Annotated in this window: 18 protein-coding genes and 1 pseudogene; 4 read left to right on the forward strand and 15 right to left on the reverse strand. The window is 34.9% G+C overall.

Going from position 1 to position 15,919, the window contains the following annotated elements; translation table 11 throughout:
- Nucleotides 1-21: 21 nt before the first annotated feature.
- Nucleotides 22-483 carry a class Ib ribonucleoside-diphosphate reductase assembly flavoprotein NrdI gene (gene nrdI, locus LGAS_RS08380; protein WP_003646738.1) on the forward strand — a complete coding sequence of 154 codons (462 nt, stop codon included), beginning with the start codon at nucleotides 22-24 and terminating at the stop codon, nucleotides 481-483.
- Nucleotides 476-1,420 (forward strand): ribonucleotide-diphosphate reductase subunit beta, encoded by a 945-nt coding sequence (locus tag LGAS_RS08385; protein ID WP_025012240.1) that lies wholly within the window; start codon nucleotides 476-478, stop codon nucleotides 1,418-1,420. Before nrdI ends, LGAS_RS08385 begins: the two co-directional genes overlap by 8 nt.
- A 25-nt stretch (nucleotides 1,421-1,445) precedes the next feature.
- Here LGAS_RS08385 and LGAS_RS08390 read toward each other — a convergent pair whose 3' ends face one another.
- The 7 genes from LGAS_RS08390 to LGAS_RS08420 form a co-directional block, all read right to left on the reverse strand.
- Nucleotides 1,446-1,937 carry a hypothetical protein gene (locus LGAS_RS08390; protein WP_003646736.1) on the reverse strand — a complete coding sequence of 164 codons (492 nt, stop codon included), beginning with the start codon at nucleotides 1,935-1,937 and terminating at the stop codon, nucleotides 1,446-1,448.
- An 85-nt stretch (nucleotides 1,938-2,022) separates the two neighbouring features.
- Nucleotides 2,023-2,364 (reverse strand): type II toxin-antitoxin system PemK/MazF family toxin, encoded by a 342-nt coding sequence (locus LGAS_RS08395; RefSeq protein WP_003646735.1) that lies wholly within the window; start codon nucleotides 2,362-2,364, stop codon nucleotides 2,023-2,025.
- Nucleotides 2,351-2,602, reverse strand: coding sequence for a type II toxin-antitoxin system PemI/MazE family antitoxin (gene mazE / locus LGAS_RS08400; RefSeq protein WP_003646734.1), 252 nt, complete (start codon nucleotides 2,600-2,602; stop codon nucleotides 2,351-2,353). Before mazE ends, LGAS_RS08395 begins: the two co-directional genes overlap by 14 nt.
- A gap of 229 nt (nucleotides 2,603-2,831) precedes the next feature.
- Entirely contained in the window at nucleotides 2,832-3,302 is a 471-nt protein-coding gene (locus LGAS_RS08405; RefSeq protein WP_003646733.1) for a threonine/serine exporter family protein, read from the reverse strand.
- Complete coding sequence (locus LGAS_RS08410) at nucleotides 3,302-4,084, reverse strand: threonine/serine exporter family protein (RefSeq protein ID WP_003656143.1); 783 nt, start codon at nucleotides 4,082-4,084, stop codon at nucleotides 3,302-3,304. The genes LGAS_RS08405 and LGAS_RS08410 overlap by 1 nt, the downstream gene beginning before the upstream one ends.
- 22 nt (nucleotides 4,085-4,106) lie before the next feature.
- Nucleotides 4,107-5,654, reverse strand: coding sequence for an ABC-F family ATP-binding cassette domain-containing protein (locus tag LGAS_RS08415; RefSeq protein WP_003656144.1), 1,548 nt, complete (start codon nucleotides 5,652-5,654; stop codon nucleotides 4,107-4,109).
- Between the two features lie 26 nt (nucleotides 5,655-5,680).
- Entirely contained in the window at nucleotides 5,681-6,055 is a 375-nt protein-coding gene (locus LGAS_RS08420; protein ID WP_003646731.1) for a hypothetical protein, read from the reverse strand.
- Between the two features lie 223 nt (nucleotides 6,056-6,278).
- Between LGAS_RS08420 and LGAS_RS08425 the strand changes: the two genes are divergently transcribed.
- The gene (locus LGAS_RS08425; RefSeq protein WP_003646730.1) at nucleotides 6,279-6,548 is read left to right on the forward strand and encodes a hypothetical protein; all 270 of its coding nucleotides are present in this window, start codon (nucleotides 6,279-6,281) and stop codon (nucleotides 6,546-6,548) included.
- Nucleotides 6,549-6,652: 104 nt separating this feature from the next.
- Here the strand turns inward: LGAS_RS08425 and LGAS_RS08430 are convergent, their stop codons facing one another.
- Entirely contained in the window at nucleotides 6,653-7,777 is a 1,125-nt protein-coding gene (locus LGAS_RS08430) for an LCP family glycopolymer transferase (RefSeq protein ID WP_003657007.1), read from the reverse strand.
- 163 nt (nucleotides 7,778-7,940) lie between these two features.
- Here LGAS_RS08430 and pepF point away from each other — a divergent pair, with 163 nt between their 5' ends.
- Entirely contained in the window at nucleotides 7,941-9,752 is a 1,812-nt protein-coding gene (gene pepF / locus LGAS_RS08435; RefSeq protein WP_003646728.1) for an oligoendopeptidase F, read from the forward strand.
- A gap of 63 nt (nucleotides 9,753-9,815) precedes the next feature.
- Here pepF and LGAS_RS09525 read toward each other — a convergent pair.
- The 7 genes and pseudogenes from LGAS_RS09525 to LGAS_RS08470 all read right to left on the reverse strand — a co-directional run bounded on the left by LGAS_RS09525 (nucleotide 9,816) and on the right by LGAS_RS08470 (nucleotide 15,823).
- A pseudogene (locus LGAS_RS09525) lies at nucleotides 9,816-10,195 on the reverse strand (hypothetical protein).
- Nucleotides 10,196-10,412: 217 nt separating this feature from the next.
- Nucleotides 10,413-11,924: an L-lactate permease gene (locus LGAS_RS08445; RefSeq protein ID WP_025012241.1), complete on the reverse strand. Its 1,512-nt coding sequence runs from the start codon at nucleotides 11,922-11,924 to the stop codon at nucleotides 10,413-10,415.
- Nucleotides 11,925-12,043: 119 nt separating this feature from the next.
- Nucleotides 12,044-12,835, reverse strand: coding sequence for a metal ABC transporter permease (locus LGAS_RS08450; RefSeq protein ID WP_003646724.1), 792 nt, complete (start codon nucleotides 12,833-12,835; stop codon nucleotides 12,044-12,046).
- Entirely contained in the window at nucleotides 12,835-13,494 is a 660-nt protein-coding gene (locus tag LGAS_RS08455) for a metal ABC transporter ATP-binding protein (RefSeq protein WP_003646723.1), read from the reverse strand. The genes LGAS_RS08450 and LGAS_RS08455 overlap by 1 nt, the downstream gene beginning before the upstream one ends.
- 34 nt (nucleotides 13,495-13,528) lie before the next feature.
- The gene (locus tag LGAS_RS08460) at nucleotides 13,529-14,428 is read right to left on the reverse strand and encodes a metal ABC transporter solute-binding protein, Zn/Mn family (RefSeq protein ID WP_003656149.1); all 900 of its coding nucleotides are present in this window, start codon (nucleotides 14,426-14,428) and stop codon (nucleotides 13,529-13,531) included.
- A gap of 303 nt (nucleotides 14,429-14,731) precedes the next feature.
- Nucleotides 14,732-15,010, reverse strand: a complete 279-nt coding sequence (locus LGAS_RS08465) for an ArsR/SmtB family transcription factor (RefSeq protein ID WP_020807075.1) — start codon at nucleotides 15,008-15,010, stop codon at nucleotides 14,732-14,734.
- Between the two features lie 27 nt (nucleotides 15,011-15,037).
- Entirely contained in the window at nucleotides 15,038-15,823 is a 786-nt protein-coding gene (locus LGAS_RS08470; RefSeq protein ID WP_003656151.1) for a Cof-type HAD-IIB family hydrolase, read from the reverse strand.
- Between the last annotated feature and the right edge of the window lie 96 nt (nucleotides 15,824-15,919).

A 15,919-nucleotide genomic window follows, 5' to 3' on the forward strand; every position in this document is an offset into this window, starting at 1 on the left:
TGTATAGCGTTAGGCAAAACTATGGTAAAAATAGCTTTTTATACAATTACAGGACAAACGCAACGATTCATAAATAAAACGGGCCTTGATGCACATCGGATTGAGGATGCTCATCCTCAATATCAAATGAATGATAAATATATTTTGATCTTACCGTCGTATCAAGATTTTATGATGGATTCTGTTGTTGATTTTTTAACATATAAAGATAATAAAGAGAACCTTTTAGGTTTAATAGGATGTGGCAATCGTAACTTTAATGATCTCTTTGCCCAAACAGCAAAAAAGATCTCTGTTACACTGCACGTTCCGATTCTCTATTTACTTGAACTAAGTGGCAATTCGACTGATGTCAAAAACGTTCGTCAAATTGTCAAAGAAGCTCGTAAAAAAGAACGGGGTGCTCAAAAAGATTTGCCAGTTCAAAATCCATCTCTTAGCAATATTAGTTTCTTAAGTGACTTCAGGCAGAAAAATGAATAAAAAATCTTATTATAAAACAAGTAACTGGAATGCTGTCGAAGATCAAGTAGATCGTTCTGCTTGGGCAAGATTAAATGATATTGTCTACGAACCTCGTCGTGTTCCAATTCATGAAGATCGAGATGAATTTTCCCATCTCCCTAAAACTGAACAAACTATGCTCTTACATAGTTTTGGTTCTTTAGCTCTTTCATCTACTCTCCAGATGAAAGTTTCACTCTCAAAAATAAAACAAGATGCAGAAAATTCTGAAGAAGCTGCTGTCTATAATGCATTGCAATATTTGGAATCAATTAACAATAAAGCTTATGGTCATGCTCTAACTGAATTTTCTACTTCTAATGAGCAACGAGATGAAGCTTTTAATTGGGCAAATCAAAATCCATATTTGCAAAAGAAGATGAGGCTTTTAAATACAGTCTATCAATCCGATAATGCAATTCAGAAAAAGGCAGCACATGTTTTCATCTCAACCGGCTTGTATCATTCGTCATTCTTTGGACCCTTATATTTATTTGGGCAGCATAAATTACCACGTACAGCGGAATTAATTAAATATGCACTTAGAATAACGACTTTAAATGGCATTTATACAGGAATTAAATTTAGACGTGACTTTTTCAACCTCTCTAAAGAAGAGCAAAAGAATATTCATAAATGGGTATATGATTTATGCGATAGATTATATGCTAATGAACTTAACCACATTCATCTTCTATATGAAGACACTGGTTTAGAAGATAAAGTTGAACATTATATTCATTACACCTTAAACAAGGCACTTATGAACCTAGGACAAGAGCCAAAGTATCCTGAGAATGTTGAAACTTTAGATCCCACTTTAACAACAGGTTTGATGGAAAGTGCAATGATTGAAGATTTCTTCTTCTATACAAATGCCCATCCAATTCTCAAAATGCATGAAATAAAAAAATAAGGAGTTAGCCCTCAAGGTTAACTCCTTATTTTGTCTTTTTAGCTTTCGTTTTTGATTCTGGTTTTTGATAATTACGAATGACTTCAATTTTCTCTTCAATTGCTTTAAATAGTAAGTCGCTATACTTATCTGGATCAGCTGCTATTTCGTCACTTGAACCCAAAATATCGATTCTAAAGTGTGATACATTTACATATTCTGAAATAGTTTCAAAATAAACATTTACTTCATATTCATCTTCGTTATTGCAAAAATTGCTAATCTTTTTGTAATTAGTAAAAGGAAGATTAATGATATTACTCTCTAATGCAAAAGTCATTGGTCTTCTTCCACTAATTGCAAGCTGCGTTTGAATAAGTGAATTATGCTTAAACGCTTGAACCACTTCACTAATCATCTTAGTTGCAATTTTCTTTAACTTAGTTTTTGTTATTTCGCTATACTTGATTGTTTCAAGATCTTGAAGATAATCTTGTTCTTCAATTTTTTTAGTTAATTCTTCTTGTTTAATTTTCACGATAAAAATTCCTTCATGTATCCTTTTTTCATTACTAAGATACTCAATAAATCTTATTCATGCAACCGAAAAAAGTTAGCTTTGTCTAATCAAACTGTAAAGCAAAGCTAAGTAGTTCCATTACCTTAAGCATATCTTCCGGTCTAAGATGATCTGCTGGTTTTTCATCTAATAAACGCATTCTTGAAAAAGTTTGAATTTGTGCTGCATTTACTCGGCCATGAACATGATAGCCTAGCAAGTCTAGATATGTCGGGAAGTGATTACCATGTGAAGTAATGGGACACAACATTAAATAATTAGTTTTCTCATTATATGAATTAGAAGACACTACAACTGCTGGATGTTTTCCTTTCATTTCTTGTCCAACTGAAGGTGAAAAATCTGCCCATACAATATCTCCTTGTTTAAATTTAATCTTCGGCATGACGTAATTCCTCCATCGCCAAATTTTCCCAAGCTTCCCTTTCTGGTCCTGGTACATCTTCAAATTTAGCATCGGAGGTATAAGGATTCGAAATTTTCGGTATTAAGATCAAACTACCATCAGATTTTTGATGAATTGTGTACTCAGTTCCTACCTCTACCTTAAACGAAGCAGGAAGTGAAAAGCCCACTGAGTTACCAACCTTTTGAGTTACAATATGATGAATAGATATTTTCATAAGTTTTTACCTCATTAATTACTTTCAAAAGTATTGTAGTACTAAAAAAGACTAACTTTCAAAAGAAAGTTAGTCTTTTTGGCGAGAAACATACAAAAGTATGTCAGGGTCTTTGTTTCACAGCCAAAGTAGCCCATCATCAGCACTTCCCGTGCTTTGACTTCTAGAGTCCAGATGATCTCTGTCAAAGAACGCATCTCGCGTTTTCCTCGACTCGTCGCAATTATAATTATACTAAATTTTTCTTATTTTTTCTATTATTGCGCGTCTTAAAAAAGATCTCTCCCATTAGTTGAGCTAGCATAAAACCCATCGCAATCGCAATTGTGACAATCGCCACACGTAAAATTAGGTCTTCTGCATCAGACAGCTGTCCTTCTACCATCGCACGTACTGCTTGATAAGCTGGTACACCTGGCACAAGGGGCACAACTCCAGGAATATTAAAGACAGTTACGGGACATTTTTTAATCCGAGCAAATACTAAACCTAAAATTCCAACGCACAGTGCTCCTAAAAGATTAGATCCTAATCGGCCAATCCCAATTCGATTAGCCAACCAATATAAGATCCAACCCGCACTCCCGCTGACACCACATAACACAAGAGCACGGTGAGGGACATTAATAATCAGCCCAAAGCCTACAGAAGCAAGCCAGGCAAACACTAAATTAACAATTATTTCTAACCAAAAAGGCATTACATTACACCCCATAATAACTTAATTGCAATACCGATGCCGCCACCAAGAGCAATAGCAGTTAAAACTGCCTCTGTTGTTCGGGCCATCCCTGATAACAAATCACCGCCAAATAGATCTCGCAGAGCATTAGTTATCGCTACTCCTGGTACCAATGTCATTAAGGATCCGATTAAAATATTATCGACAATAAGCTTCGGAAACAACTTGCAGGCAAAAATGGTAATTACTCCCATAAAAATTGCCGTCACCATTTCAGCTAAAAAACGAATATTAGTATAGCGTTTAATAGCCAAATAAACAGCATATGATACGCCACCAATAACAGCAGCTGCTGGAAAATCAATCCAGTCATAATCATCCATAAATAAGACCATTAAAGTCGGACTCAAAATTGCAGCCCCGATAATTTGAAGCCAGATTGGAAAATCTGGAATTGAAATTGAAATTTGTTGAAGTCTTTCCTGCAATTCCTTCAAAGTGATTTTCTTAGCAGCAAATTCACGTGATAATTCATTAACTCGGTCTACCAGCTCTAAGTTAATGTTTCTTTTCTTAACTTGTGTAACTTGAGTATAAGAATGCTCACCTAAACTCATAAATATTCCAGTCGGAGTTGTAAAACATCTAGCACCCGCAATACCAGCATTGCGGGCTATTCTCATCATCGTATCTTCAACTCGATAAGTTTCACTGCCACCTTCGATCATTAACCTACCCGCTTTTAAGCAGGTATCGAGCACTTCAGCGGCATAGTCTTGACTCACATGCTCTTTATTCATTTTTACCCTCTAAAATGCTTATCTATTCATTATTCATTTTTTCAATATCAATTGTTTTGTCGACCCAGTCTCCTCTAAAGAAGTCTCTTTCGTGACTCACAATGATTACTCCGCCTTTAAATTCAACAATTGCTTTTCTCAAAGAATCTTTAGTAGCAATATCTAAGTGGTTAGTAGGTTCATCTAAAAATAGTAAATTAGCTGGTTCAAATTGCATCTTAGCTAGCTTAACTTTTTCTTGTTCTCCACCAGATAATTCCTTTAAGGGGCTCATTGCTTGCTGAGCAGTCAAACCCATCCTAGCTAAAGCTTGACGTAATTCTCTTGGACGCAAACGTGGAAATTCTTCTTGTAAATATTGCAAAGGCGTCATATTTTTATTGGGCCAAACAAGATCTTGCTGAAAATATGCCAGTTTAGCAGTTGAAGATAATTCAAAATTACCGTAAATTGGTTTCAATTTTCCTAGCAAAGTCTTCAATAAAGTAGTCTTTCCAATTCCATTAAAACCAGTTACCGCTACCTTTTCACCATTTCCAACAGAAAAATTAAAAGCTGACTTAACGAGCGCTTGATCGTACCCAATTACCAAGTCCTGAGTTTGCAGCAACAAATTTGAAGCTGTATCAACGTAAGGGAAAATGACATGTGCTTTTTTATTGTTTTGTGGCGGCGTTAAAATATCCATCTTTGCTAATTGCTTTTCTCGTGATTTAGCACTTTTAGACCTTGAACCAGCTTTATTCTTTCTAATATATGCTTCAGTCTTTTTGATTTTTCGCTGCTGGTTGGCATAAGCTTTTAAATAGCTCTCTCGGTCAGCTTCTTTTTGTCGTAAGGCATGTTTTAAATCCCCGCTATAGCGAGTAATGGTGCCAAAATCAATATCAATAATGCAATTGGTAATTCTCCCTAAGAAATCATAATCATGTGATACTACAATAAAAGCTCCTTCAAAATCATTTAAATAATCAGCTAACCAATCAATATGGTTAACATCTAAATAGTTCGTTGGTTCATCTAAAACTAAAACATCAGGATTTTGTAAAAGAAGTTTAGCCAAAATCAATTTAGACCGCTGTCCACCAGAAAGCTTAGCTACATCTCGCTCATAACCTAAATCAGCTAAGCCCAGTCCTGTTGCTACTCGGTCAATCTTAGTATCAATATCGTAAAATTCCTTTTCTTCAAGGAGAGTTTGAATCTTACCGGCTTTTTCTAAGAGAGAGTCATCCCCATTTTCACCATATTTCACATAAAGGTCATTCAATTCTTTTTCTTTTTGAAAAAGATCGCTAAATGCTGTTTGTAAAAACTCTTTAATTCCTATACCTGCTTTAAGTTTGGCATACTGGTCTAAATAACCGACATGGAGTTTATTTTGCCACTTAACCTCGCCCTCATCTTGGGTAATTTCACCAGTTAAAATCTTAATTAAAGTCGATTTACCAACTCCATTTTGCCCAGTTACACCCATATGGTCTTCTTTATTTAAAACAAAATTTGCATCTTCATATAACGTTTTATCAATAAAAGTTTGGCTTAAATTTTTAACCGTTAATAAACTCATTATTTCCTCTAGTCTAGATTGTTTCCTTAATCTTTTAATTTGTTTTGATGCTTAGCATCATACTCTTGCAGAGCATTTAATACTCTGGGCCATTGTCTTTTAGGAATAATTAATTGAAGTTTATTGTGATAAATTGGAAAATCACTTGCTTTCATTCCTGTTATTCTAGCTAGTTCTTCATCTGTTAAATGATACTTGGCTACAATGGCTTTAATTTCATAAGAGGCATGTCCTCTAAAATATGAAAGAACATAAAAGAATGCCGCAAAAATACCTGCGTTTAAAACAGCCATTGGCAGAGAGAAGTGAAATGTTCGCCGCGCAATAAAAAACACTGCGATAAATGCAATCAGTGCAGAAATTACCCCGTAAATGACTGGAAAATACTTACTTTGCTTCATTTTTTATCATCCTTTTTATTACACTAGTTTTTCAAATATTACATTCAATTTACGCAAGTGACTTTTTTGTAAAAAAATGTAAATTGTGTTTTATTTTACTGCAATAATCCTCTTATATAATACAGTTTGTTAAGTAAATTAAAAATGACTTTTTAAATATCATTAGTGTAACACGATTATCATTCAATTATTATTAAATTTAAACTTAAAAGGAGTAAACGCTTTGACACACAAGAAGGGAATTTCAGTAGTACTTATTGCCCTACTAGGTTGCGGTTTTCTTACAAATTCAGTTACTTCTAAAGCGGCTGACCAAGATACTAATTTTAATATTTCTAAAAGCCTAGTTGAAAACACAATTAAACCAACTCTTCTCAGTAAAAAATTTAAAGAAGAACAACTTAAAGCATTTAAAGAGAATAAACTAGTAGAGATCAAGTTTGAAGAAAAAAGAATCAATCATGAAAATTCTAATTCTCAATTAGATAATTAAAACTTTGCCAACAAGAGTTGCAGTCATTAGCCAAAATTACTAAGATAGAATCATCAACAGATATCTTAAAAAAAGCAGTTAGCATTTTGCTAGCTGCTTTTTTCTTAATTTCCATCCCATGGAATTGTATCAGAATCTTTGTCATAAATAATATAATTTCTAAAGTCTTCTGGATCATTCCAATCTAGTCCTTGCTGTAGACTATTTTGTCTCGTTTCTTGATTACGTAATTTTTCTTTCTTTAAGCCTAAGCTAGACCGAACTAAATCTGAAACGCGCTGTAATTCTTTAGTAGAAGCTACTTGCATTGCAGCAGAACCAATCCAAACGTTATGTCCATGAATATAACCACTCTTGATATCCTGTGTACAACCACGATAGTTCATTGCAATTGAAAGCATATCATCAAAAGTTAGGTTAGTTTTAACATATTTGGCAAAGACTTTGAGAATTTTACGATAATTTGTAATTGAGTTAACCGACATCCCTTTACGTACAATGTCATTAATAACCTGTCTTTGTCGCATTTGCCGGCCGTAATCGCCTTTAGGATCCTCTTTGCGCATTCGAACGTAGTCTAAAGCCTCTTTACCATTCAAATGCTGCTTACCCTTCTTAAAATGCGTGTGATAAGTAAAAGTAAACGGAACATTAACATCTACTCCGCCTAGGGCCTCTACCATGCTCTCTAAGGCCTTCATATTAACTTCCATGTAATAATTAACTGGTGTGTTTAATAGCGCTCTAACCGTTCGTGTGGCTCCTTTACTGCCACCAACTTGATAAGCTGAATTGACTCGGAACATATAGTATCGTCCTTCGCCCTTACCATCTCCCTTAATATCAGCAAGCAAGTCCCTAGGAATTGATGTCATCGTTGCCTCTTTTTTCTGTGGATTCATAGTTGCTAAGATCATCGTATCTGAATTTCCGCGATCGTGCCTACCCTCAATTCCTTGATCAACCCCAAGAATTAAAATAGAGATTGGTTTCTTCTGAGAAATTAACTGTGAAGTTTTTCCAGTCCCGCGATAAGCCTGCTGCACTGAACTCATAGCTGAGAAATAGGCATGAGCAAAATATGCAACACTTCCGCAAACAAGTAGAATTGTTAAGAGCCCCACCAGGCGAGCAAAGTTATTTCCATTCTTAATGTCTTTTTTGTTCGCCGCAAAAACATTATTTCTTTCTAGTTTTTTATTTGGTTTATTAGGTTCATCTGGTCTCATTAATTTTCGGCTCCTCTGGCTATTAGCTTACCCTTTCATATTACAAAAATCACTGGCTAAGCACATTAGTTTCATTATTAAAAAATTTTTATTTTTTAGCAAGCAAAATAATGTTCTATAATGGTGATTAATAAAATTTGTATCACAGAAAGAAGGAAAAAATATGGCTCTTCCAACAAGAAATGAAGTATCTGATGAGCTTAAGTGGGACTTAAGTCGTGTTTTTAAAAACGATCAAGAATGGGAACAAGAATATAAGCAGGTTGCGCAAGAAATCAAGAACTTAAGCAAATTCAAGGGAACACTTGCCAAATCTGGTAAAGAGCTCTACGAAGGAATTACAGAAATTTTAGCTGTAAATCGACGCTTAGAAAAAGTATATGTTTATGCCACGATGTCAAGCGACGTTGACACGAGCAATACTCATTACCTTGGCTTTGTTGCCAAAGCTCAAAGCTTAGCTAATCAAATGAGTGCTGCGATTGCTTTTGTCGATCCAGAAATCTTGTCTATTCCAGCAAAAAAACTTACTAAGTTTATGCAAGATGAACCACGTTTAGAAAATTACCGGCATCGCCTTGAACAAATTACCCAAAAGCGTCCGCATACTCTACCAGCAAATGAAGAAAAAATCATTGCTGACGCTGGAGACGCAATGGGAACGTCTGCTAACACTTTTAATGTCTTAACCAATTCTGATATGGAATATGGCTACGTCCAAGATGAAGACGGTGAAATGGTTCAATTATCTGACGGCTTATATTCGCTTTTAATTCAATCTCAAGACCGCAAGGTTCGCAAAAACGCCTTTGACGTAATGTACGCAAGCTACGGTCAGTTTGAAAATAGTCTTGCTTCAACTTTATCAGGCGAAGTAAAGGCTCACAATTTTAATGCTCGAGTACATAAATATAATTCAGCTAGAGAAGCTGCTTTAAGTGAAAATAGTGTTCCAACAGCTGTTTACGATACCTTAATCAAGGAAGTAAATAGCCACCTCGACTTACTTCACCGCTACGTTTCATTAAGAAAGAAAATTTTAGGCTTAAAAGACCTTCAAATGTACGATATGTACGTGCCATTAACTGGGAAGCCCGTTCTTTCTTATAACTTTAACGAAGCAAAAGAAGAAGCTAGAAAGGCTTTAGCACCATTAGGAGAGGACTATTTAAAGCACGTTGATTACATTTTTAATAACCGTGTAATTGACGTAGTTGAAAGTCAAAATAAAGTAACTGGTGCATATTCAGGTGGGGCTTACGATACTGATCCATACGAACTACTTAACTGGGAAGATAACCTTGATTCACTCTATACTCTAGTTCATGAGACTGGTCACTCTGTCCACTCTTGGTACACAAGAAATACTCAGCCTTACGTCTATGGTGATTATCCAATTTTCGTTGCTGAAATTGCTTCAACTACCAACGAAAATATTTTAACCGAGTATTTCTTAGATAAAATTACTGATCCAAAGACCCGTGCATTTATCTTAAACCATTATCTTGACTCCTTTAAAGGCACACTTTTCCGTCAAACTCAATTTGCGGAATTTGAGCAGTTTATTCATGAAGCTGATGCTAATGGTCAACCGTTAACAGCCGATGTCCTTGATGAATTTTATGGTAATTTGAATCAAAGATATTATGGTAATAGCGTTGAGCCAGGCGGAGAGATTGCTAAAGAATGGGCGCGTATTCCCCACTTCTACTACAACTTCTACGTTTACCAATACGCAACAGGTTTTGCGGCTGCAACTGCTCTTGCCAATAAAGTTGTTCACGGCACTGACAAAGAACGTGAGGCTTATATTAATTTCTTAAAGGCTGGCTCTTCCGATTACCCAACAGAAATTATGAAACATGCTGGCGTTGATATGACTAAGGCTGATTACTTGAGGGATGCTTTTGATACTTTTGAAAAGCGTCTTAATGAATTTGAAAAAATTGTTGATGAATTAAACGCTGAAAAGTAAGATTCACATTTAAATAAAATAAGCTGGTAGATTTTATTTATACCAGCTTTTTTATTAGCTATTTTATTTATACATAGCAACTATTCTTTCTAACTCTTTATCAGAAATCAGTTTCAAATTTCTAACAAATTCCGTAGCTTGTTCCAAAGTTCTGCCATTATTCAATTGATTTTCGAGAATAATTTTAGCAGAATCCACTTTTCCTTCTGCCCTACCTTGTTTTATACCGCGTTGCATTCCTTGTTCATATCCAGCTTTTCCTGCAGCTTGTTCACGTTCTAGCATTCTTGTTTCGTAAAGCATGATCTTTTCCCTCGTTTCTGGATCTTCATTAATTTCTTTGATTCTTCTCTGCGCGTAATCGAAATGTTTATTTAAATTTACATCTGACCCTCAACTGAAACTTGTGAATTAATAATAATCTTTGTCATGCCATCCCGCAATTGTTAAAGTACTATTTTTATATACCTTTTTTATTTCAAAGTGCAACAAAAAAGCCCAATGCTATGCATCAGACTTTATATCCAATCAAATCAATTTTAAATAAGGAGTATTTACTACTCGAAATTAAAAAGATTACTTTTGGCTATCACACCAAAAGTATGGTTAATTATACCTATATTTATAATTACTATCAACAAATACAATTAATAATTTTTATTACACCAACTTAGCCAAGAAACCAACTAAATAAAGAAATACACAAGTAATCAACAAGTATAAGCTTCCCCACTTAACAGTTTCTTTCAAAATTTTTCCTTCTAAGCCTTCTTTATTAATCGCACCAGTAGCTACTGCAATATTCTGCGGTGACAGCATCCCTGCTGTAGCTCCTGTCATGTTCGATGCTACAATCCAGTATTTGCTTACCCCCAAAGATTGAGCAGCCGAGTACTGTAAATTACCAAACAAGACATTAGCCGAAGTAGCAGATCCTGTTAAAAATGTACCCAGTGCTCCAATTAACGGTGCAAATAATGGGTAAGCTGGCCCAAGCAAACTTACTAAGGCTAAAGCCAAGGCATTTGTCATGCCTGCATAAACCATTACCTTAGCTAGACCAACAATTGCACACACAGTAATAGTCGTCATGCCAATTGTCTTTAAAACACTAACCAGAATTTTAAACATCTTATTGAAGCTTAAACCCTGAATTTTTCCACCAATTAAGCCAGCTAATAAAATTAATGTTCCTGGAGAAGAAAGCCAGTTAATTGGTAAATCATTAGAATTCTTTCCTAAGTAAACATGTAAATGTGTAGTTACACTAGTTAAGAAGTTATTCACAGGTGGACAAAGTGAAGAAGCCAGTAATACAAATACAAATACTAAGATAAATGGCGAACATGCCTTTATAATCTCACTAATACTCTCATTTTCTACTTCTTCTATTGCACCAGTCTTTCGCTTCGTGAGCCACACTGTAATTAAAATCGAGAACAATGATCCAACTAAAGCTGGAAGCTCTGCACCAGTAACTTTAGCAATGATAACTTGCGGAATCGCCATTCCTATTCCAGACATCAAAGTGATAAAGAAGATTCCCTTAAGGGCTTTAATACTTTTACCAGTAAGAATTACCAAGATAAACGGTACTAAAATCACTAAAATAACTAATTGCAAAGTTACAATAAATCCTAATTGCACTTCGTTAAGATTAGTTACTTCAGCTAATGTCAGAACTGGCAAGCCAATTGCGCCGAATGCTGTTGCCGTACTATTAGCAACTAAGCAAATCACAGACGCTTGAATTGGCTCTAAGCCTAATGAAATTAAAATTCCAGCACAAATTGCCACTGCTGTTCCAAAGCCAGCAATCGACTCAAGAAAGCCGCCAAAGCCCCAAGCAATTATTAACACTAAAATTCTCTTATCAGTTGTAATAGACGATAGTAACGTTTCAATCGTCTGCATACTCCCTGATTTTGTTGTGATCTGGTAGACAAAAAGAGCCGCCAAAATCACATACATAATTGGCCAAATTCCCATTATAATACCCTCTAAAGCTCCAGAAAGAGTATTAATTAGGGGTTGCTTAAAAAGTAACACAGCATCAGCAATTGTAATAATTAATCCAATTGTACACGCTTTTGAAGCAGGCATCCCAATAATTCCCAGCGAGATTATTAACCATAAAATTGGTATTAATGCCCATAAGAAATTTATCCACATAGTTTTCCTCATTAAAAAAAGTAATACTATTTAATTTTATCCTTTTTCCACATTTTAAGGAAATTTAAAAAACAAAAAACCTACAAAAACCGCTTTTGCTTTTGTAGGTTTCATAAGATTTACTTTTTAATAGCATGTACGCCATAAACGAATAAATAAATGCCAACTTCAATAATTGAAATAAAGAAAGTCACTGGTAAATTAGTCACATATCCTAAAACTAATCCTGCCCAAACTCCAACTAAGGCAATCCCAACAGACCAACATAACATAGCCGGGATTGTTCTACCTAAATAGCGGGCGCTTGAAGATGGCAAGGTTAATAAGATAAAGACCAATAATGATCCAACAACTTGCGCACCAATTGAAACGGCTAAAGCCAAGGCAATTAAAAATACTACTGAAACTAAACCTGTATTAATATGATGGCTAACTGCCCCAACATGATCAAACGAGTCATAATTCAACTTTCTTAAAAATAAGAAAATGATTGCTAAAACAAAGATAGATAGGATAACTAGTTGAATAACCCCTTCTCTATCAACGCCAATAATTGAACCAAACAAGATATTAGTAGCATAGCGACTATTACCACCAGCAATAGCTAGAAATAGCACACCAAGGCCAATAAATAAGGCTGAGATTGCACTAATTGCGGACTCCTTTTGGTCACTTCTCATTGATAATTCACCAACGCTAATTGAACCAAGCAAGGTGAAGAGAACCATGCCCCATAAGGGAACCCAACCAATCCAGACTGCAAAAGCAGCCCCAGCAAAACCAATTTCCGAAAGAGTATGGGCTAAAAATGAAAATCCTCTAGCTACAACATATACACCGACTATTCCACAAGTAATAGCAATAAAAGTACTAGCTAGAAATGCATAACGCATAAAATCATACGCAAACATTATTCTTCCCCCACCTCCTCAGTTAAGTCTTTAATTTTACCAGCTACTAGACCCTTGTCTTTAAACAAAAGATAGTCCTTCATATATTTCTTTGCTAAAGGAATATCATGAGTTGTGAATAATACAGTCATTGCATGCTTTTCATTCAAGTGCTTAATCAAAGACATCAACTCTTCTTTAGCAACAGGATCTAAACTAGCGGTTGCCTCATCTAAGATAATAAAATCTGGCTTATCTAATAAGGCTTGAGCTAAATATGCGCGTTGCTTCTGACCACCAGAGGCCTCACCCATTCTGGTATTTTGAATATCTAACAGGTGAGTTTCTTTTAAAATTTGGTTTACTCTTGTCTTTACTTGGGCATTTTTAAACAAAGGAGTATTGAGTTCCACAAAGGCCCTAATTGAAAGTGGGTAATCAGCATCCAAATTTCTAAACTGAGGCACATAACCTACTTTAGTGTCAGTTGCGAATTTAAACGAGCCTGTTGTTGGTTGCAGCATCCCCATCAAAATTCTAATTAGGGTTGTTTTACCTGTACCATTTGCACCAAGCAAAGCCGTCATTGACCCTTTAGTTAAGGCAAAATTTAAGTTCTTAAAAATTACCTTATCTTCAAATTTCATTCCCAGGTCTTTAACAGTTAATATCTTAGTCATCTCACCCTTCCTCTCTTCATCCTTTAAACTGATCCTATTTATTTTCGATATTAGCTAGATTTTGATAATTTTCCTTCATCCAAGTTAAGTAAGTAGTGTGATTTGGAATGGTTTCACGAACGTTTAAAACCGGAACATCATTCTTTTTAGCTAACTTAACAAAAGATTTAACAGTTGAGCTACTTGCCTGCGTATTGTTAACGAAAAAGGCTATCTTCTTTTCTTTAATATCAGTATTCATCTTGTTAATCATCTTAGGACTTGGATCTGTGCCATTCTCAATGGCTTCTTCAAATTCCTTGTCGCCTACCTTATACCCTGCTTCTTTTAAAGCATAGTCAAAAACAGGTTCACTAACAAAGACTGGCTTTTTATTGTTTTTATCAGTCTTAACTAGCTTCTTAATCTTATCAACCTTAGCTAAATACTTTTCACCATTAGCCTTAAAGTAAGCCGCATGTTTCTTATCTAGCTTAGATAAACGTTTAACTAAATAGTTGACATACTTAGTTGGCATATTTAAATTGTACCAAATGTGAGGATTATCGCCGTTTTTTAGTCCCATTAAGTCTTCACCAACTAAAACCGGCTTTTTATTAACAGACTTAGCTAACTTATTCATCCATGAGTCATACCCTAAGCCGTTAGCCACAATAATATTTGCCTTAGTTAATTTCTTAGCATCAGCAGTAGTGGGATCAAAGTCATGCGGGTCTGTGCTACTCTTATCAATAATCGCCGTAGCAGTCCCGTATTTTCCAACGATGTTTTTAGCAATATCTGCATAAACATTAGTTGTTGTAACGATCGAAATCTTATCTGATTGGCTAGACGATTCTTTTTTATTAGCACATGCCGTAGTCACAAGCGCTAAAAGTCCCACTAGCCCAATAATAGAAATAAATTTTGTAATTTTAGATTTAAAATTTTGCATATGTTTATATCCTCCTGTGCAAAACAAAAAAGCATTAAGTTAGAAAATTCAGCATAAATTCTAACTTAAAGTTAGACTAAGCTACTTTTTTTATTATGTCAATAATTTTTAGATAGACAAATAGCACCAAGACGTCTCAGACTTGATGCTATCAATAAGTGTAAATAATAAAAACTTTGCTGAATTTTTAATTTAATGCTTTTCTCTAAAATTACATCTTTATATAAACATATTTTTATATCTTTGTCAAAGCTGATCATAAAAAAGATGTCCCAAACTCAGAAATTATTCAAGGGCTTTAAACTAAAAATCCTCCTTAACATGTTGCCTTAAGACGTCTAAGATCTTAATCACATGTTTATCTTCTAAACTATAGTAACGCTCTTGCTTAACTTGTTCACTTTTAACAAGTTTAGCTTCTTCTAATATCCTTAAGTGCCTAGAAATAGCTGGCTGGCTTACATCAAATTGCTTAACTAAGTTATTTACACTGCTTTTTTGATGATCATTCAAATAATACAAAATTTGTATTCGAATGGGATGATTTAAAGCTCTGGTAACTCGAATAATTTGTTCGTTCAACTCGTTCACCTATCTCAATTTATTTAATTATGAGAGTAATTCAAGAATTTTCTTTTGCACACTTGAATCTTCACTTGATCCAATAATTTGATTTGCTGCCTTTTTAGCTTCAGGTAAAGCCGTTGCTGTCGCAAAACTAGTTCCTACGTATTTAAGCATTGCTTCATCGTTTCCACTATCGCCAAAAGCAATCATCTCGCTAGACTTTATACCTAATTTTTTACCAAGATATTCAAGCCCAACTGCCTTATTCATACCCTTAGTCTGCATATCAATTGAAGTACTTGCTCCTGCTACAAAATCGATTTGTGAATAAAGTGAACGCAACTCAGCTAGAATTATTGGCATGATTTCAGCTGGAACATTTAAGCTAACTTTGAAAATACGATCATCAATTTCTTTAAAGTTATCAACAACTTGAATTTTATTAAAGAATTTAGTCATTTCTTGAGCAAATTTTTCACCATCACTTTTTCTCACGTAAGCACTAGTTACTCCCGCAACAACTGCTTGATACGGTAAGCTTGAAACAATTTTCAACATTAAAGCGTAATCTTCATCAGATAGATCCGCAATTTTAAGAATCTCTTGCCCATGAGCAACTAAAGCACCGTTTTCTGCAATGAAGTACATCTTCCGATTATAATTTGGAAAACGTGAAAAAATATTCTCATATTGATTACCACTCGCAACCACAAATTTAATATCGCGATCTTGCATAATTTGAAATTCTTTTTCGAAGAGTTCCTTATCATAAGTCTTATTTTCTTTTAACCAAGTACCATCCATATCAGTTGCAATAAGCTTAATCATTTTTAATCTCACTTTCCACTTTTATTATCCACACTCCACTATACTAAAAAACGCCACCCGGAGGTAGCGTTTTTCACAAAACTATTTTTATGCAAC

Source organism: Lactobacillus gasseri ATCC 33323 = JCM 1131 (assembly GCF_000014425.1).
Classification (GTDB): Bacteria; Bacillota; Bacilli; order Lactobacillales; family Lactobacillaceae; genus Lactobacillus; species Lactobacillus gasseri.